The organism is Stenotrophomonas sp. SbOxS2 (genome assembly GCF_013416715.1).
Lineage (GTDB): Bacteria > Pseudomonadota > Gammaproteobacteria > Xanthomonadales > Xanthomonadaceae > Stenotrophomonas > Stenotrophomonas lactitubi.
In genome coordinates this window covers 133,034-155,390 of record NZ_JAAVXD010000007.1, presented here as the reverse complement: position 1 = coordinate 155,390, position 22,357 = coordinate 133,034, and the positions used below count along the sequence as shown (strand labels likewise).

Genomic DNA, 22,357 nt, shown 5'->3' with positions numbered 1-22,357 from the left:
CGGCCGGCCCACCCCTTTTGCGCATGTAACCGCTTACAGCAATTTTCCGCGAAGGGTCATTTGCACGACACGTCGCTGCCATATTGCGCAGCAACATGCGTCGGCGCCGTTGCCGTGCTAAAAATCGCCCCGCCCATCGCTTAGATCGATCCAAGACGACAGCGCGATGGCCCGGAGTTGGGGAGCAAGACAGGACGTGCCGCGCCATCTGCCAGGCGCTCGCTGCATCTGCAGGGCGAAGGCAAGATCTGCATCACGAATTAGATCGATTCAAGTTTCCGCGTCAGTCAGTCACCGGATCAATCCAGGAGAGAGGGAGAGATGGCAATGAAGCATTCAACACGTACGCAGGGCCACGACGCGTTGTCGCTGGCCATCGCGCTGGCCCTGGCCGCCGCCGTCGCCCCGCTTGGCGCTTCCGCGCAGCAGGCGGCAACGACCGGCGCGCAGGATGCCACCACCCTGGACAGCGTCCAGGTCACCGGCTATCGCTACGCAATCGAAAAGAGCCTGCAGCAGAAGCGCGACGCCAATGCCGTGGTCGAAGTGATCACCGCCGAGGACGTTGGCAAGTTCCCCGACAAGAACGTGGCCGACGCCCTGCAGCGCGTGCCCGGCGTGGTCATCACCCGCAGCGGTGGCGAAGGCAAGTCGGTCAGCGTGCGCGGCCTCGCGCCCGACCTGACCCTGACCCAGTTGAACGGCAACTTCGTCGCTTCGTCGGAAACCAACAACGAAGCCACCCGCTCGTTCAACTACACCCTGCTGCCGTCGAACATGCTGTCCAGCGCCGAGCTGTTCAAGTCGCCGGAAGCGCGCATCGACGAAGGCGGCATCGGCGGCACGGTCATCCTGCACACCCGCCGCCCGCTGGATATGGAAGCCAATTCCGGCTACGTGAACCTGGAAGGCACCTCGTCCGACACCAGCCACGACGTCGACCCGCAGGTGTCGGCGCTGTATTCCTGGCACAGCAAGGACGAGCGCTTCGGCGTGCTGGTCGGCGTGACCCAGCAGAATCGCACCAGCCGCACCATGGAAGCCAGCACCGAGGACTACCAGTGGTACGGCAACGGCACCACCGCCCGTGATGCCAACGGCAACCTGCTGGAACAGGACGGCATCCATTACTGGTGGGGCAAGTCCGGCTTCAACAACCAGACCGGCAAGAACTACAGCGAGTTCTTCATGCCGACCTCGGTGAACTTCGCGGTGAAGGAAGAGAAGCGCGAGCGCACGGGCGGCCAGCTGACCTTCCAGTTCAAGCCGATCGACAACCTGACCCTGACCGCCAACTACTTCCGCTTCGAGCTGCAGGGTGATTACACCCAGAACATGCTGAAGGTGCCGGAGTGGAGCATGGCTCGCTTCAACGGCGACGGGAACTGGGCTGGCGGACGACTGCTCAATGGGCTGGACTTCGACCCCAGTGGCAGCATCGTGACCGGCGCACAGTTCGAAAAGCTGCCGGGCAAGACATATATCTGCAGCGAAGAGCAGGCGAAGGCGGCCGGCCTGGCACCGGGCGGCTGGGGCCCGGATGACTGCACCATGCCTACCCCGCAGTTGACCGGTGGCTACAGCAAGGAAAAAGCGCTCTCGCAGACCGCCGACCTGACCATCGATTGGGACATCAGCCCGCTGTGGAAGGCGTCGTTCACCGGCGGCCGCACCTGGTCTGAAGGTGGCCCGTCGATGAACTTCCGGATGTCGGCCAAGCCGCGCCGAAAGGTCGGCAACGAATGGCAGTCTGTCAATTACACCGCCTGGGACCTGACCGGTACGCCATCGGCACAGTTCTCACCGGATCTGCAGCAGCAGTTGATGGCCGGCATCGCCGAAGTGGACACCGGCTCCACCGACTCGTCGTGGATGCAGACCGAGGTCGAGCAGAACTACTTCCAGGCCGATTTCACCAAACTGTTCGAAGCCGGTTGGCTGGATTCGATCCAGTTCGGCACCAAGTACCGGGACGGCAAGGTGCACCGCAATACCGGCAATACCTACTGGGTGTGCCAGGGCCTGGACCCGGCGGACTACAAGAACAACCGCTACCAGGCCGGTTGCGATTCAACTGCCGGCGATGCCCAGCCTGGCTTCTTCCTGTCCAACCCGATCAGCAACATTGCCGGCGGCTTCAACGCCAACGTGTTCCCGGGCATCAACTACCCGGCCTACATCGATTACCTGAACAAGACCTACGGCGGCTCGCATAACCGCACCGAGGAAGACTTCGTCTACGACGTCAACGAGAAGATCTACTCGGGCTACTTCCAGGCCAACTTCCGTACCGAGCGCGTACGCGGCAACGTCGGCGTGCGCGTGGTGCGCACCAAGCAGTTTGCCCAGTCCAGCGATTCGGTCGAACGCTTCAACGACTACTTCGTGGACAACGCCAGCGGCGCGCCGATGAGCTGCGATGACCCGGCCGCCGATCCCGCCCTGCGCTGCCAGGGCGGCTTCGTGCGCGTGCCTGACACCCAGGCCAGCGACAAGGTCTTCACCTTGGCCTCGTTGGACAAGACCTACACCGACTTCCTGCCCAGCTTCAACATCGCCTGGGATATCACCGACAACCTGGTGCTGCGTGGCGCGGCTTCGAAAGTGATCGCCCGCCCGAGCTATACCAGCATTGCCTATCCCGGCGGCCTCACCTACATCAGCGAGGAATACAGCAACGACCGCCGCGTCGCTGGCGGCACCGACACTCCCGGCTGGTATGGCTCGGGCAGCAACAAGGCACTGGAACCGTTCAAGGCCGTTCAGTTCGACATCGGCCTGGAGTGGTACTTCAAGCCGGGTTCCGCAGCCGGTGTCGCGCTGTTCCGCAAGAACGTGGACAACTTCACCGTGCCGGTGGTGCGCGATCAGCAGATGACCGTCGGCGGCCAGACGGTCACCGTGCAGAAGTACCGCACCGAGGCCAACGGCCGTGATGGCGTCTCGCAGGGCGTGGAACTGTACGGCCAGTACACCTTCGACATGGGCTTTGGTGTGCAGGCCAACTACACCTACAACGACACCAACCTGGCCTCGATCGTGCTCGATGGCGAAGAGATCGGTTCTTCGCCACTGGTGGGCAGCGCCAAGAACCAGGCCAACGTGACCGTGTTCTACGAGAACGACAAGATCCTGGCCCGCGCCTCGTACAACCGTCGCGGTGAAGTGGTTGGCGGGCTGCAGAATGGCATGACCACCTACACCAAGCCGTACAGCCAGCTCGACCTGAACGTTGCCTACAACCTCACGCCGGACTGGACGGTCACCGCGGCAGTGCTCAACGCCACCAAGTCGGAACTGCGCAGCTACATCGGCAATGACAGCCAGGCCCGTCTGCTGTCCAACCTGTATGCCGGCCGCCAGTTGTACTTCGGCGTGAACTGGAAGTTCTAAGGTCTCACCCCCGCCTGTGGGCGGGGACGATCCTCCACGGCAGCCGCGCTGGTACAGGTGGCTGCCGTTTTTTGTGGTCCCTTCGCTCCGGGGAACGCTTGACCCTGCCATCGTTGCAAGGTGCACACTGCCTCCACCCCCAAGTGAATCGAAGGAGCTACAGATGGAATTCCATGTGGACGGCATGACCTGCGGTGGCTGCGCGCGCAGCGTGACCAAGGCGATCGAGCTGGTCGATCCGGCGGCGACCGTGTCGGCCGACCCGGCCAGCCGCCGCGTGCAGGTACAGACGTCGGCCAGCGAAGCACAGATCGTCGCGGCACTGACCGAAGCGGGTTTCCCGCCGCGTACGGCCTGAACACCCTGCCAGTTGCATGAACGATGCCCGCCCCGTGCAATTGCCGGGGCGGGCATTTTCTTTTCCATCTGTCTTCGTCAGGTCCTGCGCGCGCGCCTGCGTACTGCCCCGGCGGGCGCTGCAACCGGAACAGCGCCCTCCTCGCCTTCGCCCAGCCGCTGCAGGATCGGGCACTCGGGTCGATCATCGCCGGCGCAGCAGCTGATCAGCGATTTCAGCGTGTCGGCCATCTGCCGCATGTTCTCGATGCGCTGTTCCAGGTCATCGATGTGCTGCTCGGCCAGGCGCTTGACGTCGGCGCTGTGGCGCGACGTATCGTTCCACAGGCCCAGCAGGTCGGTGATCTCGGCCACCGAAAAGCCGAGATCACGCGCGCGACGGATGAAACGCAGCCGATGCACGTCGGACTGCGAATAGGCGCGATAGCCCGCGCCGGTGCGGTCAGCGGGCGGAATCAGGCCGATCTGCTCGTAGTAACGGATCATCTTGGCCGACACGCTGGAGGCCTTCGATGCTTCACCGATGTTCATGCAATCGCTCCTTCAATGGGCCGCATGGGACGCGCCCGCCATCGGCGCCTGGAAGCGCCGCAGGCGCAGCGCATTGCCGAGCACGAACACACTGGACAGGGCCATGGCACCGGCCGCGAACACCGGTGACAGCAACACGCCCCATACCGGATACAGCGCACCGGCCGCGACCGGAATCAATGCGGTGTTGTAGGCAAAGGCCCAGAACAGGTTCTGGCGGATGTTGCCGATGGTCGCCTTCGACAGCGCGATGGCGTTGGGCACGCCCTGCAGGTTGCCGGACATCAGCACCACGTCGGCCGACTCCACCGCGACGTCGGTGCCGGTGCCGATGGCCAGGCCGACATCCGCCTCGGCCAGCGCCGGCGCATCGTTGATGCCATCACCGACGAACGCGATCTGACCGTAAGCCGCCTTCAAGCGGCGCACCGCTTCCACCTTGCCTTCCGGCAGCACTTCGGCCACCACTTCATCGATGCCGAGCTGGCGGGCGATGGCCTGTGCGGTAGCGGCGTTGTCACCGGTAATCATGGCCACCTTCAGGCCAAGCTGGTGCAGGGCGGCAATGGCGGCCGGCGTACTCGGCTTGATCGGATCAGAGACGGCGATGATCGCCGCCAGGCGGCCATCGATGGCGGCATACAGCGGCGACTTTCCTTCGTTGCCCAGGCGATCGGCCAGCACGGCGAAACTGCCGATGTCCACGCCCAGCGAACGCATGAAACGATCGGCGCCTACTTCCACGCGTGCGCCATCGACGATGGCACGCACGCCCATGCCGGTCACCGACTCGAAATCAAGCATCGCCGACAGCGCGATGCCCTCCTCCGTCGCTGCCTCGACAATGGCGCGGGCGATCGGATGTTCCGAGCGCGATTCCACCGCTGCCACCCGGGCCAGTACCTGCGCGCGATCGAAGCCGTCGGCGATCTCCAGGTCGGTCAGCAACGGGCGGCCTTCGGTCAAGGTGCCGGTCTTGTCCACCGCCACCACCTTGGCGTCCTTCAACAACTGCAGCGCCTCGCCCTTGCGGAACAGCACGCCCATCTCGGCACCGCGGCCGGTGCCGACCATGATCGAGGTCGGCGTCGCCAGCCCCATCGCGCACGGGCAGGCAATGATCAGCACGGCCACCGCGTTGACCAGCGCGAAGGTCAGCGCCGGCGACGGCCCGAAGATCAGCCACACCAGGAAGGTAGCGAGGGCCGCCAGCATCACCGCCGGCACGAACCACAGCGTCACCTTGTCGACCACGGCCTGGATCGGCAGCTTGGAGCCCTGCGCCTGTTCAACCAAACGGATGATCTGCGCCAGCATGGTCTGCCCACCCACCGCGGTCGCACGCAGGGTCAGTGCGCCCTTCTGGTTGACGGTGCCGCCGACCACGCCGCTGCCTGCCGACTTCTCCACCGGGATCGGCTCGCCGGTGATCATCGACTCGTCGACGAAACTGCGACCTTCCGTCACCTCACCATCCACCGGCACGCGCTCGCCCGGACGCACTTCCAGCAGGTCGCCCAGCAGCACCTCGTTGATCGGGATATCGACGATGCGCCCTTCGCGGCTGACGTGCGCCACCTTGGCCTGCAGGTTGACCAGGCGCTTGATCGCCTCTGACGTGCGGCCTTTCGCGCGCACCTCCAGGAACCGGCCGAGCAGGATCAGCGCGACGATCACTGCCGCCGCTTCGTAGTAGACATTCACCGTGCCCGCCGGCAACAGGTGCGGGATGAAGGTGGCCACCACCGAATAGCCGAACGCCGCCGCGGTACCCACCGCCACCAGCGAGTTCATGTCAGGCGCCAAGCGCAGCAGCGCCGGGAAGCCCTTCTGGTAGAAGCGCCGGCCGGGAATGGCCAGGACCAGCGTGGTCAGCACGAACTGCAGGTACCAGCTGGCCTGGAGGCCGATCGTGGACATCACCCAGTGATGCATGCCGGGAATCAGGTGCGAACCCATTTCCAGCACGAACACCGGTGCTGCCAGCACGCTGGCCAGGATCAGGTCGCGTTTCAGCGCCACCCGCTCGGCATCCTTCTTTTCCGCCGCTTCCTCATCGACCTGGGCGCCGCCATCGATCGCGTGCGCTGCGTAGCCGACCTTGTCGATGGCCGCTACCAGTGCGTCGATGCCGGCGACGCCGCGCACGGTCGCTCGTTCGGTGGCCAGGTTGACGCTGGCCTGGCTGACACCCGGCACCGCCAACAGCGCGCGCTCCACGCGGCCGACGCAGGACGCGCAGGTCATGCCTTCCACGGCCAGTTCGGTGGTCGCCGCCGGTACCTCATAACCCACGCTTTCCACCGCCTGGATCAAAGCGTCGCGGTCGACCGGGCCAGAGGAGCGGATGTCCGCACGCTCGGTGGCCAGGTTGACCGACACGCTGGCGACCCCCTCGACCTTGGCCAGGGCCGCTTCGACCCGGCCAACACAGCTGGCGCAGGTCATGCCTTCGATCGGCAGGCTGAGGGTGGAAGCCGTCCCGGGGACGGCGGTAACGCTTGAGGTGCTCATGGCCTGGTTTCCCTGGTTCCATCTGGAGAGATGACCAGCCTAGACCTTGCCATCGTGGGAAGGTCAAATCCACCCCGCCCGGCCAGCGGCCCATCCACGCATGGCGTGGATCTACTGCAAAGCCTGGGTAGAGCCACGCCATGCCTGACCACCCTGCATCCCGAACGCCCAGTAGAGCCACGCCATGCGTGGCTGCCCGTCACCCCGTGGCTGGCGCCGGGTCATGCCCGGCGCCGCCGTCCCTCAGAACGTGAACACATACTCCAGCGCGAACTCGCGGCCCACCGCACCAAGCAGACGCGTCGGGGCGAAATCGTAGTCGACCTTGTAGGGGTCCTTGTGGTTCCAGCTGGTCGCGTTGAACGCGTTGTTCACGTACAGATTGACCTTCATGAACTCGGTCACCTGGTAGCCGACATTGAAGTTCCAGGTAATGAACGGCCCGACCCGGCCGTAATAGCGCGCCGTCTGCTGCCCCGCATTCGGGTTCGGATTGGCCGATCCATCCGGACGGGTGGCAGGCTCCAGGCAGTTCAACGACGGACTGTCGCTGGGCACGTAGCCATCGGCGAAAGGCAGGCAGCCGCCGGGGTTGTCCAGGCGGTCGGTGCCCCAGTGATAGCGCACGCCCGGCACCGAGCCGATGCGGTCGGCATACACGTTCGCGTTCCAGTTGCCGCCCTGCCAGGCCAGGCTCGCGCGCAACTTGCTGCGCAGGTCACGGTCGCGGCGCTCAGGGTTCGGATCGTTGGCGTAGCGCTGCTCCTTCGTCGAGATCTGGTTGGTGTAGTTCACCCCCAGCTGGAAGCTGCCCCATGCGGCCGTCTCCAGCCGATAGCGCGCGCTCAGATCGATACCACGCACTTCGCGGCTGGCCAGGTTGAACGGCCCGCGCTCGATCGACACCAACCGTCCGCTGCTGTCACGATTCACCCGGGCCAGGATGCCGGCGCAGTAAGCCTCACCAGCCGGATTCGCCCACGGCGTACCGTCCATGTTCTTGCCGGTCAGGCAGCCGGCCTCGCTGGCCAGCACTTCGTCCGCACCGACGTCGACGATCATGTCTTCCAGCTTGATCGCCCAGTAATCCGCGCTCATCGACAGGTTCGGCAGTACGTCCCAGACGAAGCCGACCGTCCACGAATTGCCGGTTTCCGAGCGCAGCAGCGGCGTACCCCGACGGTTCACGTCGAACGCATACCAGACATCGGTATTGCCCACGCCGCAGTTGTTGACCAGATACGCGCCGCTCTCGATGCAGCGCAGGCGGTCGTAGGTCAGCACTTCGGAGCTGCTGGCCTGGCCGAGCAGGTAGTGCATGTCCGGCGCGTGGAAGCTGGTCGCGTAGGAGCCGCGCACCAGCAGCGACTCGAACGGACGCCATTCCAGGCCAGCGTTCCAGGTGGTTTCCTTCTGGCTGCCGACATCCAGCGCCTCGCCGCCGCCGTCGGCCTTGTAGCTGCCATAACGGTCGTAGCGTGCCGCAGCGGTGGCGATCAGGCTGTCGGCCAAGGGGATCTTGAACTCGACACCGGCCGAATAGCGGGTGCGCTCACCGCCGCCACGATCAACGTTCTGCAGGTCGAAATCGATGCCGGCACGCGGATCCGGGCTGAGGTGATAGCCCTGCTTCGCCACTTCGGCCACCGCCGCGAACGAAATCGGACCGGCCCAGCCCTGCAACAGTTCACCAGTGATGTCGGCCGAGGCCTGGTTGACGTAGGAGGATGCGCGATTCTTCGCGACCGTGCCCATCTGCCAGTACTGGTCCGGGGTGATCGGGTTCCACCAGCGCGACTCGTTCAATGCGTAGATGGCCTCACCGTCGCCGGTGGTGCCCAGCCGTGGGCCGAGGAAGAAGTCGTACGACTTCTGTTCGTCCACCACATTCTGTCGCTCCTCAACGCGGTAGTAGGAACGGCCGACCGTAGCGCTCCAGTCGAAGCGATCGGCCAGGCGTCCACGCAGGCCTGCGCTGATATCCCACGACAACTCGCGGTTGGTATTGCGCAGCGTGTCCAGGCTACCGACTTCGTTCGGCGTGAACTGGCGCACGCCGAGCACCGGGCGATTGCGGTTGGCATCCCAGTAATAGCCGTTGGCATCGTCGATCAACGAAACGCTGGGGGGATTGGTGCCCCAGATCGCCTCGGACCGGTACACCGCCAGATTGCTCCAGGCCTGCAGGCCATCACCGAAATCGAAGGTGCCATAGAGATTGCCCGACACGTTCTCCGAGCCACCGGTCAGCAGCCAGTTGGCGTAGTCGGCGCTCATGCCGCACAGGCGGCCGGTGTTGCTCACTGTATTGGCGTTGTAGTTGTAGACCAGCCGATCGGCGGTGTAGTACTCGCCAGCGAATTTCTCGCAGGTGCCGTCCGGCGGTGCCAGGCGCTGGCCTGTGCTCGGGTCGATCAGCGCCAGGCCTGCGGTGGGACGGAAGCCGACCTTGCGCTGCTCCATGTTCCAGGACGGGTACAGCGCATCGTCAGCGTCGTCCATCTGCGGCCGGTCGCGGCCGAACAGCGGATCGCGCTTGGTGTACTGCAAAGCGTAGGTCACGCTCCAGTTGTCGCCGGTCTTGCCACCCGCCCAGGACAGATCCCAGGTATCGCGGCCGCCTTCGGTGGAGGTACCACCGCGCACGCGCACTTCGTCGCCGTCATAGTTGGTCTTCAGGATGACATTGACCACGCCGGCGATGGCGTCCGAACCATAGATCGCCGATGCGCCGCCGGTCAGCACTTCGATGCGTTCCACGGCAGCGGCAGGAATGTTGCTGTAGTTGGAGAAATTGGTCTCGCCGCCATAGGGCAGCGGGTAGTCGGCCACGCGGCGGCCGTTGACCAGCAGCAGGCTGCGGTTGGGCCCCATGCCGCGCAGGTTCAGGCCGCTCGCGTTGGGCGTGTGCGAGCCCCACTGCGATGCCGCTTCAACGGTGCCGGTCGCTTCGGTGAGCGTCTTCAGCGCGTCGTAGACGGTGACGAAGCCTTCCTTCTGGATCTGTGCGGCGGTGATCACGTTGACCGGGGCCGGACCTTCGACGCCGGCGCGCTTGATGCGCGAACCGGTAACGGTGACGGCATCGAGGTCCTTGGTAGAGGACGTGGTCGCTTCCTGTGCGCCCGCTGCGAAGGGCAGCAAGGCAAGCACGAGGGCCTGGGACAGCAGATGACGACGGTTGCGGACGGACTGAGCCATGGGTGGTTGCTCTTGGATGGTGGGCGCGCGGTCGGATGGCGATCCCGGGCGTTGAATCGATCCTTCTCGATTCGATCACCCTCCCCTGTGGATCGATCCAAACTAAAGCACAGCTGAACCACGCCCGGCATGCGGCGACGCAGCATCCGACCGCTGCGTGTCGCTATCGCCTATAGGTATCCAAGTGAATCAATAAGTTGCGAAACATCGCTACGGATGCGGCGCAGATGTCGATGACACGATCACGACACTCGCGCGCAGAACGGTTTTGTCCGTGGCGAATGGGGTACCCGGGTCGGATCCTCTCGTAGAGGGGTGCTGACCCGATAGCGCTTGGTCGGGGTCGGAGCCCTTCGGCGAAGGGATCCAACCCCGGCAGCTCTCAGGCGTCCAGCGCCTTCCGCAGTGCGGTCACTGTCGCCGTGTCGGTCTGGCTCCAGTCCGGGTCCAGGCCGCGCAGGGCCGGGTTCTGGAACTGCATGGCCGAGCGTCGCTGCCCCTTGGCCGAGGCATGCAGTTCGGTACAGCCGGTCTGCCGCGCCACGGCGGCGATATTGCCCGGGCCAAGCCCGGCGCCGGCCATGACGCTGATCCGGCCGGCCGCCTGTGCGACCAGCGCGGCCAGTACCTCGGCACCGGTTTCGGCGCTGGCCTGACCGCCGGAGGTCAGTACCCGCTGGCAGCCCAGCCCGATCACCTGTTCCAGCGCCGCCGGCAGATCGTGCGCGGCATCGAACGCACGGTGGAAGGTCACCTGCAGCGGGCCGGCCGCCCGCACCAGTTCCAGGCACAGCGGCCGGTCGATGTCGCCCTGTTCATCCAGCGCACCGATCACCACGCCGTCGCAGCCCAGCGCGCGGCACTGCGCGATATCACGCAGCATCAGCTCGGTTTCCAGCGCGTCGTAGTGGAAATCACCCGGGCGTGGTCGCACCAGCACGAACAACGGAATCTGCAGCCGCTCGCGGGCTATGGCGATGCTGGCAAACGACGGCGTAGTGCCGCCCTCAGCGAGATTGTCGAACAGTTCGATGCGGTCTGCGCCACCGGCCTGCGCGGCCAACGCCGAAGCCACTGAATTGCTGGCGATCTCCAGCGTGCGGCGCACGTTCACGCCTGCGTGCTCGCATAGATCGACGGCGAGTCGCGCAGGTCATCCTGGCGTTGTGCATCGCACACCGCGTAGACGAAGCCGCGATGCAGCGCATAGGCACCGACCTCGCCCTGCTTGTTCATCGCCAGGAAGCAGACCTGCAGGGTCCTGCTCACCTCGGGGCGCTTGCGCACCACGCGGTCGATCGCCTCGCGGCACGCCTGTGCCGGCGAGCGCCCCTGGCGCATCAGCTCGACCACCAGGAACGAGGCCGCGTTGCGGATCATCTCTTCGCCCACACCCGAGGCGGTGGCGGCACCCACTTCGTTGTCCACGTACAGGCCTGCGCCGATGATCGGGCTGTCGCCCACCCGGCCGTGCAGTTTCCAGGCCATGCCGCTGGTGGTGCAGGCACCGGCCAGATTGCCCTTGGCGTCCAGTGCCAGCATGCCGATGGTGTCGTGGTTGTCGCTGTTGCCGGGTAGACCGCGGCGCTCGGCATTGATCTGCGGCGCGTACTTCTCGGTCTTCAGCCATTCGCGCCACGCCGCTTCGGCCTTCGGGGTCAGCAGGTGCTGGCGCTCGAAGCCCTGCTGCACGGCGAACTGCTGGGCGCCCTCGCCCACCAGCAGCACGTGCGGGCTGTTCTCCATCACTTTGCGGGCCACCGAGACCGGATGCAGGATGTCGACCAGCGCAGCGACCGCGCCACAGCGGCCATCGCCATCCATGATGCTGGCGTCCAGGCTCAGCACGCCGTCGCGGTCCGGGTTGCCGCAATGGCCGACGGTGGGATTGCACAGCTCGCTTTCGGCCCAGCGTGCACCGGCTTCCACCGCATCCAGCGCACTGCCGCCCTGCGCCAGCACTTTCCACGCGGCCTGGTTGGCCGGCACGCCGAAGTCCCAGGTCGATACCACCTTGGCCCCGCCCTGCGTGCGCGCCTTCACCACCGGCAACGCTGCCACACCTGCGGCCAGTGCACCGGCCTGCAGGAACTGCCTGCGATCCACCATCTTCGCCTCCGTCTGCATGCTGCGCCCGCCGGCCCGATGCCGGCAGCGCCGATCAATCGTGCGCGGGCGTCCGCGCTGCGTGCCAGGCCGCTGCACCAAGCACGCCCAGCTGGCCATGTTCCACCCGCCACACCGGCACCTGGCGCAGCACGTCGGTCAGCACACCTTTGTTGAGGAAGCGCTCACGGAAACGGCCGTCGGCCAGGAAGTCCTGCACATGGGTGGAAATGCCACCGGCCAGGTACACCGAGCGCGCGCCCACCGCGATCGCTGCGTCACCGGCCAGGCTGCCCAGCCAGGCGCAGAACACCTGCAGGGTTTCCACCGCCAGCGCATCGTCGCCTTGCCGCGCGGCCGCGATCAGCGCTTCGGTGCTGGTCCACTGCGGCGCCACGCCGCGCAGTTCGCACAGGCAGGGGTACAGGTTCATCAGGCCGCTGCCGGACAGCACGCGTTCGTTGTCCACGTGCGGCCAGCGCTGCAGCAGCTGGCCCAGCACGTGCAGTTCCAGCGCGTTGCCGGCGCCCAACGCAGCGTGGCCGATCTCGCTGGCCAGCACCGGGCGCTCGCCATCGGCGAAGCGCAGTGCCGCACCCAGGCCGGTGCCCGGCCCCAGCACCAGCGCCGGGAAGGTCTTGGCCGGATCGGCGTCGCCGTTCAGCGGCACCAGCGTGTCGGCCTGCAGATACGGAATGGCCAGCGCCACCGCTTCGAAATCATTGATCAGCTGCAGGTCGGGCAGGCCCGAATCGCGGCGCGTCGCCGACAGCGATACCGTCCACGGCAGATTGGCGTTGATCAGGGTGTCGCCGTCGAGCAGGCCGGCGATGGCGACCACCGCGCTGGCCATCGGCTGGCCGAGGCTGGCGGTGAAATCGGCGAGGATCGCCGCCAGGCTGGGGTGGTCGGCGCAGGCGTAGGTGCGGTAGCTGCCCAGCCGCGGCGCCTGCCCCGGCAGGGTCTCGGCCAGCGCCAGACGGGCGAAGGTACCGCCGACATCGGCGACGACCAGGCTGCGTGGAACGCCGCTGCGGGCGGGTTCGGATGGAACCGGGGACACTGCTGCAACGTTCACGCTGGCCTGCTTGGATCGATTGAATCGTCCCGATTCTCAGGCATCGGACGTCCTTTGCCTAGCGCGGCGATGCCGCCGCCCGGCCTCACATGCCTTCCTGCTCGGCCACCTGCACGCCGTCCACCAGCACCCGCAGGCGCTGCGGGCGGAACCCGGCGAACAGCAGCGGCCGGGTCCGCTCCACCAGCACTTCATGGCCGGCGATATGGCGCTGCCACGACTGTACCAGCGAGAACGAGAAATGCGTGCCCGGATGCAGCGGATGCTGCACCCAGACCTTCTCGCTGGCGCTCTGCAGCATCATCGCGCCGGTGAACCAGTGGCGGCTGAGGGTGACCGGCGTGGTGCCGGCCATGAAGCGGATGTCCATGCTGCGTCCTTTCGTGATGGAAGTGCGTGACGGAAGCCCGGCCCGCGCTCAGGGTTGCGCGGTCTGCAGGTTGTAGCTGGTGCTGGCGGTGAACACCGCACCATCCGGCTGGGTGGAACGCACCTCGACCTTGTGGCTGCCCACGGCCAGATCGGTCGGCAACGCACCACGCCACAGGTGCGGCGAAGCGGTGGCTTCCGGCGAACGGTCGTAGCCGCGCAACGTCGAGGCCAGATCGTCGGCGACGTTCTCCACCATCAGCCGCGGATCAGGCTGGCTGACCTGCTTCATCGGCTGCCAGGCGCCGCCATCGACGCGGTACTCGACCACGCTGGCGTCCTCGCCCATGTACACGTTGGCGTAGACGCCCCACGCCGGGTACGCGCCCTTGCGCAGCACCTTCGGCGCATGCAGGCCGATCTGCTCGCTGGCGGCTGCACCGGCCACCCGGTACTGCAGGCGGTAGCTGCCGTTGCCGGCCACGTCCAGCAGCGCATAGCCCTTCGGCGTGCCATCGCTCATGGTGCTGTCCGGTACGCCGGCGGCATTTTTCACGCCCGACCAGAACGCACCGCAGTTGGCACCGACGTTGTACTCATGCAGCGGCCTGGCACCCTGCCAGCCGTCAGCCTTGCCGTGGTAGACGTGCTGCTGGGTGTGGCTGTGGCCGCTGAGCACCAGCACGTTGCGGAAGTCCTTCAGCAGGTCGAACAGGCGCTGGCGGTCGGCATGGCGGAAGGTCTCGCGCCCCGGCGCCGCATCGAACAGCGGGATGTGCATGCCCAGCACCAGCAGGCGGTCCTTGTGCAGGCCCTTCAGATACGCAGCCAGGAAGGCGAACTGATCCTCGCGCAGGCCGCCGACATACTTCGGCTTGGCAGTGGGGTCGTACACCACATCGTCGAGGAACACGAAGCTGGCGCCGCCCTCTTCCACCGCATAGGTATCGGGGCCGTAGATGTTGCGCCAGCTGTCCAGCGAATGCGCGTCATTGGCCGCATCGAAATCCAGGTCGTGGTTGCCGGGCACGTGGAACCACGGCACGCCGAGTTCGGTGGTGACCTTGTTGATCGCCGGGTACAGGGTCAGATCGTCGTTGACGATGTCACCCAGCGTGGTACCCAGACGCGCCTTGGTCTGCCCCACCAGCGGCGCCACGATCGACTGCTGGTAGTAGCCGATGTCCTGCAGGCTGGCGGTCTGCGAATCGGTGAACACCAGCATCTGGAAGCCACGACGGCTGTCATGCCGGTCGTTCTGCAGGGCGAAATCCCAGTTGCGGGCGACGTCACTGGTGGCCGCGATGCCGCCGTACTTCAGCGCAGGGGAACCGTTCGGCCGGTAGTGCCGCCAGAACGACGGCAGGCCGTCGGCAGCCTTCGGGAAGGAATAGGCATCGGGCTTGATGACGAAGACCGTCTGGCCGTCACGCACCGGCAGGCTGTAGCTGCCGTCGGCAGCGGTCTTGACGATGGTTTCGCCATTGGACACCTGCACGCCGGCCAGGCCCGGATCGGTCGCACCGCGGCCCGGCTTGCCGTCACGCTCCAGATAGACCTTGCCGCTGACCACGGTGTCTGCGGCCCAGGCCGGCGAGGTCAGCAACAGGCAGCACAGCCAGGCGGCAGGCAGTTTCATGGGGGCGGTCCGGGCAAAAGAAGACGCCATATTGTAGGTGCGGACCGTTGGTCCGCACACCTTGTTCAACGATGGCGCTTTTCCAGCACGTCGCGCGCATCTTTCAGCGACAGCCCGCGCGCGCGCAGCAGCACCAGCAGGTGGTACAGCAGGTCCGAGGCCTCGCCCAGCAGTGCCTCATCGTCCTGCGCCACCCCGGCCAGCGCCGTCTCCACGCCTTCCTCGCCCACTTTCTGCGCGATGCGGCGGATGCCGCCCTCGAACAGCGACGTCGTATAGCTGCCGGAAGGACGCAGCGCCTCACGTACCGCGACCAACTGGTCCAGGCCGCCAAGGAAGTCCTTCGGCGCACCATCGAAACAGCTCTCCGCCCCGGTGTGGCAGGTGGGGCCTGCCGGGCGTGCCAGCACCAGCAGCGTATCGGCATCGCAATCGACGCTGATCGACTGCACCGCCAGCACATTGCCGGACTGCTCGCCCTTGGTCCAGAGACGCTGCTTGCTGCGGCTGAAGAAGGTCATGTGGCCGATCGCCAGCGTCGCCGCCAGCGAATCGGCGCTGACGTAGCCCAGCATCAGCACCTGCAGGGTGTCGGCGTCCTGCACCACGGCCGGCAACAGCCCATCACCCTTGTCCCAGTCCAGCGTTTCCAGCGCCTGCGGCGACGGCCGCACGTCAATAGACATCTCGTACCTCGATCTGCTGCTCGCGCAGGTAGCGCTTCAAGTCGGCAATGGCGATGGCGCCGCTGTGGAACACGCTGGCCGCCAGCGCACCGTCAACGTCGGCCTGGTCAAAGGCCTGGGCGAAGTGCTCCATCGCACCCGCGCCACCGGAAGCGATGAGTGGCACCTGGCACAGTGCACGTGCCTGCCGCAGCTGCTCCACGTCATAGCCGCGGCGCACACCATCGCTGTCCATGCAGTTCAGCACGATCTCGCCGGCACCCCGGCGCTGCGCCTCGACGATCCAGTCCAGCGTGCGCAACGGCACCGCTTGGGTCTTGTCCGGATCGCCGCTGAAACGGCGCACGCGCCACTGGCCGTCGGCCTCGCGTACGGAGTCGACACCCACCACCACGCACTGCACACCGAATTCCTCAGCCAGTTCGCTGATCAGTTCCGGGCGGCCCAGCGCGGGTGAGTTGATCGATATCTTGTCCGCACCAGCGAACAGCACGCGGCGCGCCGTCTCCACGCTGTCGATGCCACCAGCCACGCAGAACGGGATATCGATCAGGCGCGCGATGCGTTCGATCCAGGCCACGTCCACCGAGCGTGCCTCCGGGCTGGCGCCGATGTCATAGAACACCAGCTCGTCGGCGCCCTGGTCGCGATAGCGCTGGGCCAGTTCGGCGATGTCCCCCATGTCGACGTGATCGCGGAAGCGCACGCCTTTGACCACGCGGCCATCGCGTACGTCCAGGCACGGAATGATGCGGCGGCTCAGCATGCCAGCGCCTCCGCCAGGTCCATGCGCTGTTCCAGCAGGGCCTTGCCGAGGATCGCGCCGCCACAACCAGCGGCCTGTGCGGCAGCCACATCGGCCACGTCGCGGATACCACCCGACGCCTGTACCGCCACGCCCGGCAGCAATGCCGCCAGGTGCTGGTACAGGCTGATGTTGGGGCCGGCCAGCATGCCGTCGCGGGCGATGTCGGTGCACAGCAGGTGACGCATGCCGGCCTGCGCGTAGCGTCCGGCCAGGGCATCCAGGGTCACCCCCGCGTTTTCGGTCCAGCCGTGCACCGGCAACTGCCACTGTCCCTGCGCGTCCTGGCGCGCATCGAGGGCAATGGTCAACCGCTCCGGGCCGAACTCGGCCAACCAGCCAATTACCTGCTCCGGCTCGCGCACCGCCAATGACCCGATCACCACGCGACTGGCGCCGGCATCGAGGATGCGCGCCACGTCGTCGCGGCCACGTACGCCGCCACCGGTCTGTACCTGCAGCGGGGTCTGCGCACGGATCGCCGCCAGCAGCGGCGCCAGCGTATAGCCACCGGCACGTGCGGCATCCAGGTCGACCAGATGCATCCACTGCGCGCCCTGCGCGGCGAACGCCTGCGCACGCGGCAACGGATCATCGCCATAGTGGGTTTCCTGCGCGTAGTCACCCTGGCGCAACCGCACCACGCGGCCATCACGGATATCCAGCGCGGGATAGACGATGAAACTCATGCAGCGGTGCCCTCAAGGAAATTGCGCAGCATCAGCGAACCGGTGTCGCCGGACCGCTCGGGATGGAACTGGGCGCCGAAGTAGCGACCCTGCTCGACCACGGCGGTGAACAGCCCACCGTGGTCGCAGGCGGCAACGGTATGGCTGTTCAGCGGCGCGGCGTAGCTGTGCACGAAATACGCACTGGCGCGCTCTGGCACCCCCTGCAGCAGCAGCGACGGGCGCAACGGCAGCAGCCGGTTCCAGCCCATGTGCGGCACACGGATGCCACAGGCCGGCACCAGCTTGCGCACCACCCCGGGGATCAATCCCAGCGTATCCACGCCGGCCTCTTCGGAGCGATCGAACAACAGCTGCATGCCCAGGCAGATGCCCATCAGCGGCACCTGCAGCTGGCGCAGCGGCTCGACCAGGCCCTGCGCATGCAGGCGCTGCATGCCGGGGCCGGCCGCACCGACGCCGGGCAGGATCACCCGCCGCGCACCGGCCAGCCCCGCAGGCTCGCGGACCAGCTTCACCGTGGCGCCGAGCCGCTCCAGTGCGTAGCGCACCGAGCCCAGGTTGGCGCCGCCGGCATCGATCAGCACGACCTCGCTCACAGCGCCCCCTTGGTGGTCGGCAATGCGGTGCCCTGCCGCGCAAGCGCAGGCCGCAACGCACGCGCCAATGCCTTGAAGCAGGCTTCGACCTTGTGGTGGTCGTTGTCACCGCGCACCTGCAGGTTGAGGTTCAGGCCGCTGGCATCGCACAGCGAACGGAAGAAGTGCGGGACCAGCTCGGTCGGCATGTCGCCCACACGCTCGCGCTTGAACTCGCCGTCGAACACGAAATACGGGCGGCCACTGAAATCCAGCGCAGCACTGGCCAGGGTTTCATCCATCGGCAGGGTGAAACCGTAACGGCCGATGCCGCGCTTGTCGCCCAGCGCCTCGCGCAGGGCCTGGCCCAGCGCAAGGCCGGTGTCTTCGATGGTGTGGTGCTCGTCGATGTGCAGGTCGCCCTCGGCACGGATGTCCAGCGCGAAGCCGCCGTGCTTGCCGATCTGTTCCAGCATGTGGTCGAAGAACGGCAGGCCGGTGTGGATGTGCGCATCACCGGCACGATCCAGATCCAGTTCGACACGGATCTTCGTTTCCCTGGTATTGCGCTGGACCACCGCCGTACGCGGCGCATCGGCCAGTGCGTGGGCGATGCCCGGCCAGTCCCACTCGCCGCCGAACTGTCCGCTGCGCAGCTGGAAGCCACGGATGTTGAGGTTGTCGGCGAACTGCAGGTCGGTGATGCGGTCGCCGACCATGCCCGAGCGCGCCCAGTCGATGCTGCGGTCCTGCAGATAGGCGGTCATCAGGCCGATGCCCGGCTTGCGCGTCGGCGCGTTGTCGTGCGGCCAGCTGCAGTCGACCAGCACGTCACGGAAGACGATGCCCTGGCTTTCGAAGATCTGCAGCATCAGGTCGTTCGGGCCATCGAAGCTGGCGCGCGGGTAGCTCTCGCTGCCGAGGCCATCCTGGTTGGTGACGATCACGAACTGGTAGCCGGCATCGCGCAGCTTCAACAGCGCCGGGATCACCTGCGGCACCAGGCGCAGCTTCTCGTAGGCATCGATCTGGAAATCCGCCGGCTCCTCGATCAGGGTGCCGTCGCGGTCGATGAACAGGATCGGCGTCATGCCGCGGCCCTCCGTGCCGACAGGGCCGCAAGCACGCGGTCGTTCTCTTCGGGGCTGCCGATGCTGATGCGCAGTGCATCGCCCAGCTGCGGTGCGGCGCGCTGGTCGCGCACCACCACGCCAGCGGCGAGCAGCGCGTCGAACGCAGCCTGCGCATCGGCGAAGCGGACCAGCAGGTAGTTGCCGGCCGATGCGTACACCCGAAGGACGCCCGGCAGGCCAACCAGCGCGGTGCCCAGGCGCTCGCGCTCAGCGATGACCGTGGCCACGCGTTCGGCGGTGCGTGCCAGCGCGACCGGCTGCAGTGCCTGCACGGCCAGTTCGGCGCATGGCGTCGGCACCGGGTATGGCGCTTGGCAGCGACGCAGCACCGCAATCAGTTCCGGCGCGGCGATCAGGGTGCCGATGCGCGCCGCAGCCAGTGCGTGCGCCTTCGACAATGTGCGCAGCACCGCCAGGTTGGCGTGCGCGGCAAGCAACGTGGTCGCCGAAGCGCGCTGCGCGTACTCGACATAGGCTTCATCCACCACCACCAGTGCCTGCCCACGCAGGGCAACGGCCACGCGCTCGATCTCCGCCAGCGGGATATCGCTGCCGGCAGGATTGGACGGCGCGCACAGGAAAACGAGCGTGGCGCCCTGCCCCTTCGCAGCGGCAATCACCGCATCCAGGTCCGTGCGCAGGCCCCCTTCATCATCGATCAGCGGGACTTCAATCAACGGCGCACCCTGCAGGCGTGCGCAGACCGCGTACATGCCGAACACCGGCGGCGTCACCAGCACGCCATCGCGGCCGGGCACGCACAGGGCGCGCACCAGCAGATCGATCGCCTCGTCGCTGCCGCGGCCTACCAGCAGTTGTTGCGGCTGCACGCCGTACAGCGATGCCAGCCCTTCACGCAGCGCAGCCGGTTGCGGCTCCGGGTAGCGGCGGCTGCCACCGGTGGCGTCGGCCGGATTGGCCCACGCCGATTCATTCGCGTTCAACCACACCTCACCCTGCACAGCGCTGCTGCGCGCCGAACTGTAGCCGGCGAAGGCCTGCAGATCCGAGCGCACCAAGGCCAGCACGCCGTCGATGTCCGCGCTCATGCGGCCACCTCCATGCGCAGCGCCACCGCACGTTCGTGCGCGTCCAGCCCTTCGGCGCTGGCGATGATGCGCGCGCAGCCGCCGATCGCCGCCAACCCGGCGGCGCTGGCGCTCTGCACACTGATCAGGTTCTGGAAGCTGGCCACGCTGACACCACTGTAGGCACGCGCGGCACCGGCGGTCGGCAGCACGTGGTTGGTGCCGCTGCAGTAGTCGCCCAGTGCTTCCGGCGTGTAGTCGCCGAGGAACACCGAACCGGCCGCCTGCACCTGGCCCAGCCAATCGCGCGGTTCACGCAGGGCCAGGATCAGGTGTTCGGGGGCGTAGCGGTTGCTGATCGCAAACGCATCCAGCAGTGACTCGACCAGGATCAGCTGCGACGCCGACAGCGCCTGGCGGGCGATGTCCTGCCGGGGCAACAGGGCCACCTGGCGTTCCACTTCGGCCTCGACGGCAGCCAGCATCGCTGCGTCATCGGTCAGCAGCAGTACCTGCGAATCCGGGCCGTGCTCGGCCTGCGACAGCAGATCGGCGGCGACGAAGGCCGGATTGGCGCCCGCATCGGCGATCACCAGCACTTCCGACGGACCGGCCGGCATGTCGATGGCGGCGACACCGTCTTGGGCAACCTGCTGTTTGGCCTCGGTGACGAAACTGTTGCCTGGCCCGAACAGTTTGTCGCTCGCCGGGATGCTCCCGGTGCCATAGGCCATCGCCGCGATCGCCTGCGCACCGCCCAGCTTGAACACGCGTTGCACGCCGGTCAGGCGCGCAGCCACCAGCACCGCAGGGTCGGCCGTTCCGTCGGCACGCGGCGGCGTGCACAGCACTACCTGCGGGCAACCGGCCAACTGCGCCGGCACGCCCAGCATCAGCGCGGTGGACGGCAACGGCGCACTGCCGGCCGGCACATACAGGCCAACCCGGCCGATCGGCCGCAGCATGCGCTCGCAGACCACACCCGGCGCGGTTTCCACTGCATAGCCCTGGCCCATCCCCGCCTTGTGGAAGCGGGTGATGCGCTCGGCCGCCTCGACCATGGCCTGGCGCAGCGCGGCCGGCACGGTGGCTTCGGCGGCAGCGAACTCGCTGTCGGAAACTTCGAAATCCTGCAGGTCCACGCCATCGAAGCGCGCAGTGATCGCGCGCAACGCGGCATCGCCCTGCGTGCGCACCTGCGCGATCAGCGTGGCCACCGCATCACGGGTCTGCTGCGCCACGGTCTGCACCGGGCGGGTCAGCGCCGCGCTGCGCGCGGCCTCATCAAGTTGCGACCAGATAAGACGATTCATGCCAGCGACCGCTCCACGCTCAATACCATCAGGCCCTGGGCGCCGGCGCGCTCCAGTTCTTCCATGCGCTGCCAGGTCAACGGACCCGGGCACATGGTCTGCAGGCGCAACGCACCGCCATCGGCAGGCAAACGCACCAACGGTTCGGCATCGGCCAGCAGTTGCGCCAGCGCGTCGACGCGGTCCTCTGTGGCGCGGAACATCAGCAGCTTGCGATCCTGCCGCTGCACCACACCGTCCAGGCGACGCAGCAGCATGCTGCGCAGGGCGCCGCGGGCATCATCGGGAACGCGCACCGCACCGGCCAGCACGGCCTCACTGTCGAGCAGGTTGTGCACCGGGGTGAGCTGGTTGGCACGCAGGGTGGCGCCGCTGGAGACCAGATCGCAGATCAGGTCGGCGGTGCCCAGGCGCGGCGCGATCTCCACCGAGCCGGACAGCTCCACCACCTGCGCATCCACGCCCTGCGCGACCAGCCACTGCTTGAGGATGGCCGGGTAGCTGGTGGCGATGCGGGTACCGGCCAGTTGTGCCGGCCCCTGCCATTGCCACTCTTCCGGCACCGCCAGCATCAACCGGCATTGACCGAAGCCCAGCCCACGCAGCGCGTGGTAAGCATCCGGCAGACCGATCTGGCGACGCGCAGCGGCCTGCTCGTCCAGTTCGTTGCGGCCGACGATGCCGAGGTCGCAGACGCCATCGGCGATCAGTCCGGGGATGTCGTCGTCGCGCACCAGCAACAGGTCCACCGGCAGCGACTCGCCGTAGCAGAACAGCTTGTCACGGCTCTCGCGCCAACTCAGGCCACAGGCGCTGAGCAGGTTGCGGGCGGGCTCGGCCAGCCGGCCACTCTTCTGGATGGCGATACGCAGCCGGTCTCGCGCCGGCGCTGCCTGGGTTGCACTCATGGGGGAGGTCTCGAAGTTCGGAACGGGGC

General features: G+C 66.8%; 18 protein-coding genes. 2 read left to right on the top strand and 16 right to left on the bottom strand.

Features of this window, described 5'->3' with window-relative positions; all coding sequences use genetic code 11:
• Positions 1-321 precede the first annotated feature (321 nt).
• Both HFK18_RS15495 and HFK18_RS15490 read left to right on the top strand, forming a co-directional pair.
• Positions 322-3,393 (top strand): TonB-dependent receptor, encoded by a 3,072-nt coding sequence (locus HFK18_RS15495; protein ID WP_180166938.1) that lies wholly within the window; start codon positions 322-324, stop codon positions 3,391-3,393.
• Between the two features lie 163 nt (positions 3,394-3,556).
• Positions 3,557-3,751, top strand: a complete 195-nt coding sequence (locus tag HFK18_RS15490) for a heavy-metal-associated domain-containing protein (protein WP_180166937.1) — start codon at positions 3,557-3,559, stop codon at positions 3,749-3,751.
• A 77-nt stretch (positions 3,752-3,828) separates the two neighbouring features.
• Here HFK18_RS15490 and cueR read toward each other — a convergent pair whose 3' ends face one another.
• The 16 genes from cueR to hisG form a co-directional block, all read right to left on the bottom strand.
• Entirely contained in the window at positions 3,829-4,281 is a 453-nt protein-coding gene (gene cueR / locus HFK18_RS15485; RefSeq protein ID WP_180166936.1) for a Cu(I)-responsive transcriptional regulator, read from the bottom strand.
• A 12-nt stretch (positions 4,282-4,293) separates the two neighbouring features.
• Positions 4,294-6,795 carry a heavy metal translocating P-type ATPase gene (locus HFK18_RS15480; RefSeq protein WP_180166935.1) on the bottom strand — a complete coding sequence of 834 codons (2,502 nt, stop codon included), beginning with the start codon at positions 6,793-6,795 and terminating at the stop codon, positions 4,294-4,296.
• Between the two features lie 243 nt (positions 6,796-7,038).
• Positions 7,039-9,996 (bottom strand): TonB-dependent receptor, encoded by a 2,958-nt coding sequence (locus tag HFK18_RS15475; RefSeq protein ID WP_180166934.1) that lies wholly within the window; start codon positions 9,994-9,996, stop codon positions 7,039-7,041.
• 382 nt (positions 9,997-10,378) lie between these two features.
• On the bottom strand, positions 10,379-11,110 hold the full coding sequence (locus HFK18_RS15470; protein WP_180166933.1) for a copper homeostasis protein CutC: 732 nt from the start codon (positions 11,108-11,110) through the stop codon (positions 10,379-10,381).
• Positions 11,107-12,105: a N(4)-(beta-N-acetylglucosaminyl)-L-asparaginase gene (locus HFK18_RS15465; RefSeq protein ID WP_180166932.1), complete on the bottom strand. Its 999-nt coding sequence runs from the start codon at positions 12,103-12,105 to the stop codon at positions 11,107-11,109. Before HFK18_RS15465 ends, HFK18_RS15470 begins: the two co-directional genes overlap by 4 nt.
• A gap of 52 nt (positions 12,106-12,157) precedes the next feature.
• The gene (locus HFK18_RS15460; RefSeq protein ID WP_180166931.1) at positions 12,158-13,180 is read right to left on the bottom strand and encodes a glucokinase; all 1,023 of its coding nucleotides are present in this window, start codon (positions 13,178-13,180) and stop codon (positions 12,158-12,160) included.
• Positions 13,181-13,265: 85 nt separating this feature from the next.
• Positions 13,266-13,550 (bottom strand): hypothetical protein, encoded by a 285-nt coding sequence (locus tag HFK18_RS15455; protein WP_025874818.1) that lies wholly within the window; start codon positions 13,548-13,550, stop codon positions 13,266-13,268.
• A 48-nt stretch (positions 13,551-13,598) separates the two neighbouring features.
• Positions 13,599-15,188 (bottom strand): calcineurin-like phosphoesterase family protein, encoded by a 1,590-nt coding sequence (locus tag HFK18_RS15450; RefSeq protein WP_180166930.1) that lies wholly within the window; start codon positions 15,186-15,188, stop codon positions 13,599-13,601.
• A gap of 65 nt (positions 15,189-15,253) precedes the next feature.
• Positions 15,254-15,874, bottom strand: a complete 621-nt coding sequence (hisIE, locus tag HFK18_RS15445) for a bifunctional phosphoribosyl-AMP cyclohydrolase/phosphoribosyl-ATP diphosphatase HisIE (RefSeq protein ID WP_180166929.1) — start codon at positions 15,872-15,874, stop codon at positions 15,254-15,256.
• Positions 15,864-16,640 carry an imidazole glycerol phosphate synthase subunit HisF gene (gene hisF / locus HFK18_RS15440; RefSeq protein WP_099818308.1) on the bottom strand — a complete coding sequence of 259 codons (777 nt, stop codon included), beginning with the start codon at positions 16,638-16,640 and terminating at the stop codon, positions 15,864-15,866. The genes hisIE and hisF overlap by 11 nt, the downstream gene beginning before the upstream one ends.
• On the bottom strand, positions 16,634-17,368 hold the full coding sequence (gene hisA / locus HFK18_RS15435) for a 1-(5-phosphoribosyl)-5-[(5-phosphoribosylamino)methylideneamino]imidazole-4-carboxamide isomerase (RefSeq protein WP_180166928.1): 735 nt from the start codon (positions 17,366-17,368) through the stop codon (positions 16,634-16,636). Before hisA ends, hisF begins: the two co-directional genes overlap by 7 nt.
• A complete protein-coding gene (gene hisH / locus HFK18_RS15430; protein ID WP_180166927.1) occupies positions 17,365-17,967 on the bottom strand; it encodes an imidazole glycerol phosphate synthase subunit HisH in 603 nt (200 codons plus the stop codon). Before hisH ends, hisA begins: the two co-directional genes overlap by 4 nt.
• Positions 17,964-19,037, bottom strand: a complete 1,074-nt coding sequence (gene hisB, locus HFK18_RS15425) for a bifunctional histidinol-phosphatase/imidazoleglycerol-phosphate dehydratase HisB (RefSeq protein WP_180166926.1) — start codon at positions 19,035-19,037, stop codon at positions 17,964-17,966. The genes hisH and hisB overlap by 4 nt, the downstream gene beginning before the upstream one ends.
• On the bottom strand, positions 19,034-20,128 hold the full coding sequence (gene hisC, locus HFK18_RS15420) for a histidinol-phosphate transaminase (protein ID WP_180166925.1): 1,095 nt from the start codon (positions 20,126-20,128) through the stop codon (positions 19,034-19,036). The genes hisB and hisC overlap by 4 nt, the downstream gene beginning before the upstream one ends.
• Positions 20,125-21,420, bottom strand: a complete 1,296-nt coding sequence (hisD, locus tag HFK18_RS15415) for a histidinol dehydrogenase (protein ID WP_180166924.1) — start codon at positions 21,418-21,420, stop codon at positions 20,125-20,127. The genes hisC and hisD overlap by 4 nt, the downstream gene beginning before the upstream one ends.
• Entirely contained in the window at positions 21,417-22,328 is a 912-nt protein-coding gene (gene hisG / locus HFK18_RS15410) for an ATP phosphoribosyltransferase (RefSeq protein ID WP_100554107.1), read from the bottom strand. The genes hisD and hisG overlap by 4 nt, the downstream gene beginning before the upstream one ends.
• Between the last annotated feature and the right edge of the window lie 29 nt (positions 22,329-22,357).

Bases quoted from the DNA above. Each gene is read 5' to 3' on its own strand.
- HFK18_RS15475 (WP_180166934.1), bottom strand. From the start codon at position 9,996: ATGGCTCAGTCCGTCCGCAACCGTCGTCATCTGCTGTCCCAGGCCCTC.
- hisG (WP_100554107.1), bottom strand. From the start codon at position 22,328: ATGAGTGCAACCCAGGCAGCGCCGGCGCGAGACCGGCTGCGTATCGCC.
- HFK18_RS15465 (WP_180166932.1), bottom strand. From the start codon at position 12,105: ATGGTGGATCGCAGGCAGTTCCTGCAGGCCGGTGCACTGGCCGCAGGT.
- HFK18_RS15490 (WP_180166937.1), top strand. From the start codon at position 3,557: ATGGAATTCCATGTGGACGGCATGACCTGCGGTGGCTGCGCGCGCAGC.
- hisC (WP_180166925.1), bottom strand. From the start codon at position 20,128: ATGAGCGCGGACATCGACGGCGTGCTGGCCTTGGTGCGCTCGGATCTG.
- hisB (WP_180166926.1), bottom strand. From the start codon at position 19,037: ATGACGCCGATCCTGTTCATCGACCGCGACGGCACCCTGATCGAGGAG.
- HFK18_RS15480 (WP_180166935.1), bottom strand. From the start codon at position 6,795: ATGAGCACCTCAAGCGTTACCGCCGTCCCCGGGACGGCTTCCACCCTC.
- hisA (WP_180166928.1), bottom strand. From the start codon at position 17,368: ATGAGTTTCATCGTCTATCCCGCGCTGGATATCCGTGATGGCCGCGTG.
- hisIE (WP_180166929.1), bottom strand. From the start codon at position 15,874: ATGTCTATTGACGTGCGGCCGTCGCCGCAGGCGCTGGAAACGCTGGAC.
- HFK18_RS15455 (WP_025874818.1), bottom strand. From the start codon at position 13,550: ATGGACATCCGCTTCATGGCCGGCACCACGCCGGTCACCCTCAGCCGC.
- HFK18_RS15495 (WP_180166938.1), top strand. From the start codon at position 322: ATGGCAATGAAGCATTCAACACGTACGCAGGGCCACGACGCGTTGTCG.
- HFK18_RS15450 (WP_180166930.1), bottom strand. From the start codon at position 15,188: ATGAAACTGCCTGCCGCCTGGCTGTGCTGCCTGTTGCTGACCTCGCCG.
- hisD (WP_180166924.1), bottom strand. From the start codon at position 21,420: ATGAATCGTCTTATCTGGTCGCAACTTGATGAGGCCGCGCGCAGCGCG.
- hisF (WP_099818308.1), bottom strand. From the start codon at position 16,640: ATGCTGAGCCGCCGCATCATTCCGTGCCTGGACGTACGCGATGGCCGC.
- cueR (WP_180166936.1), bottom strand. From the start codon at position 4,281: ATGAACATCGGTGAAGCATCGAAGGCCTCCAGCGTGTCGGCCAAGATG.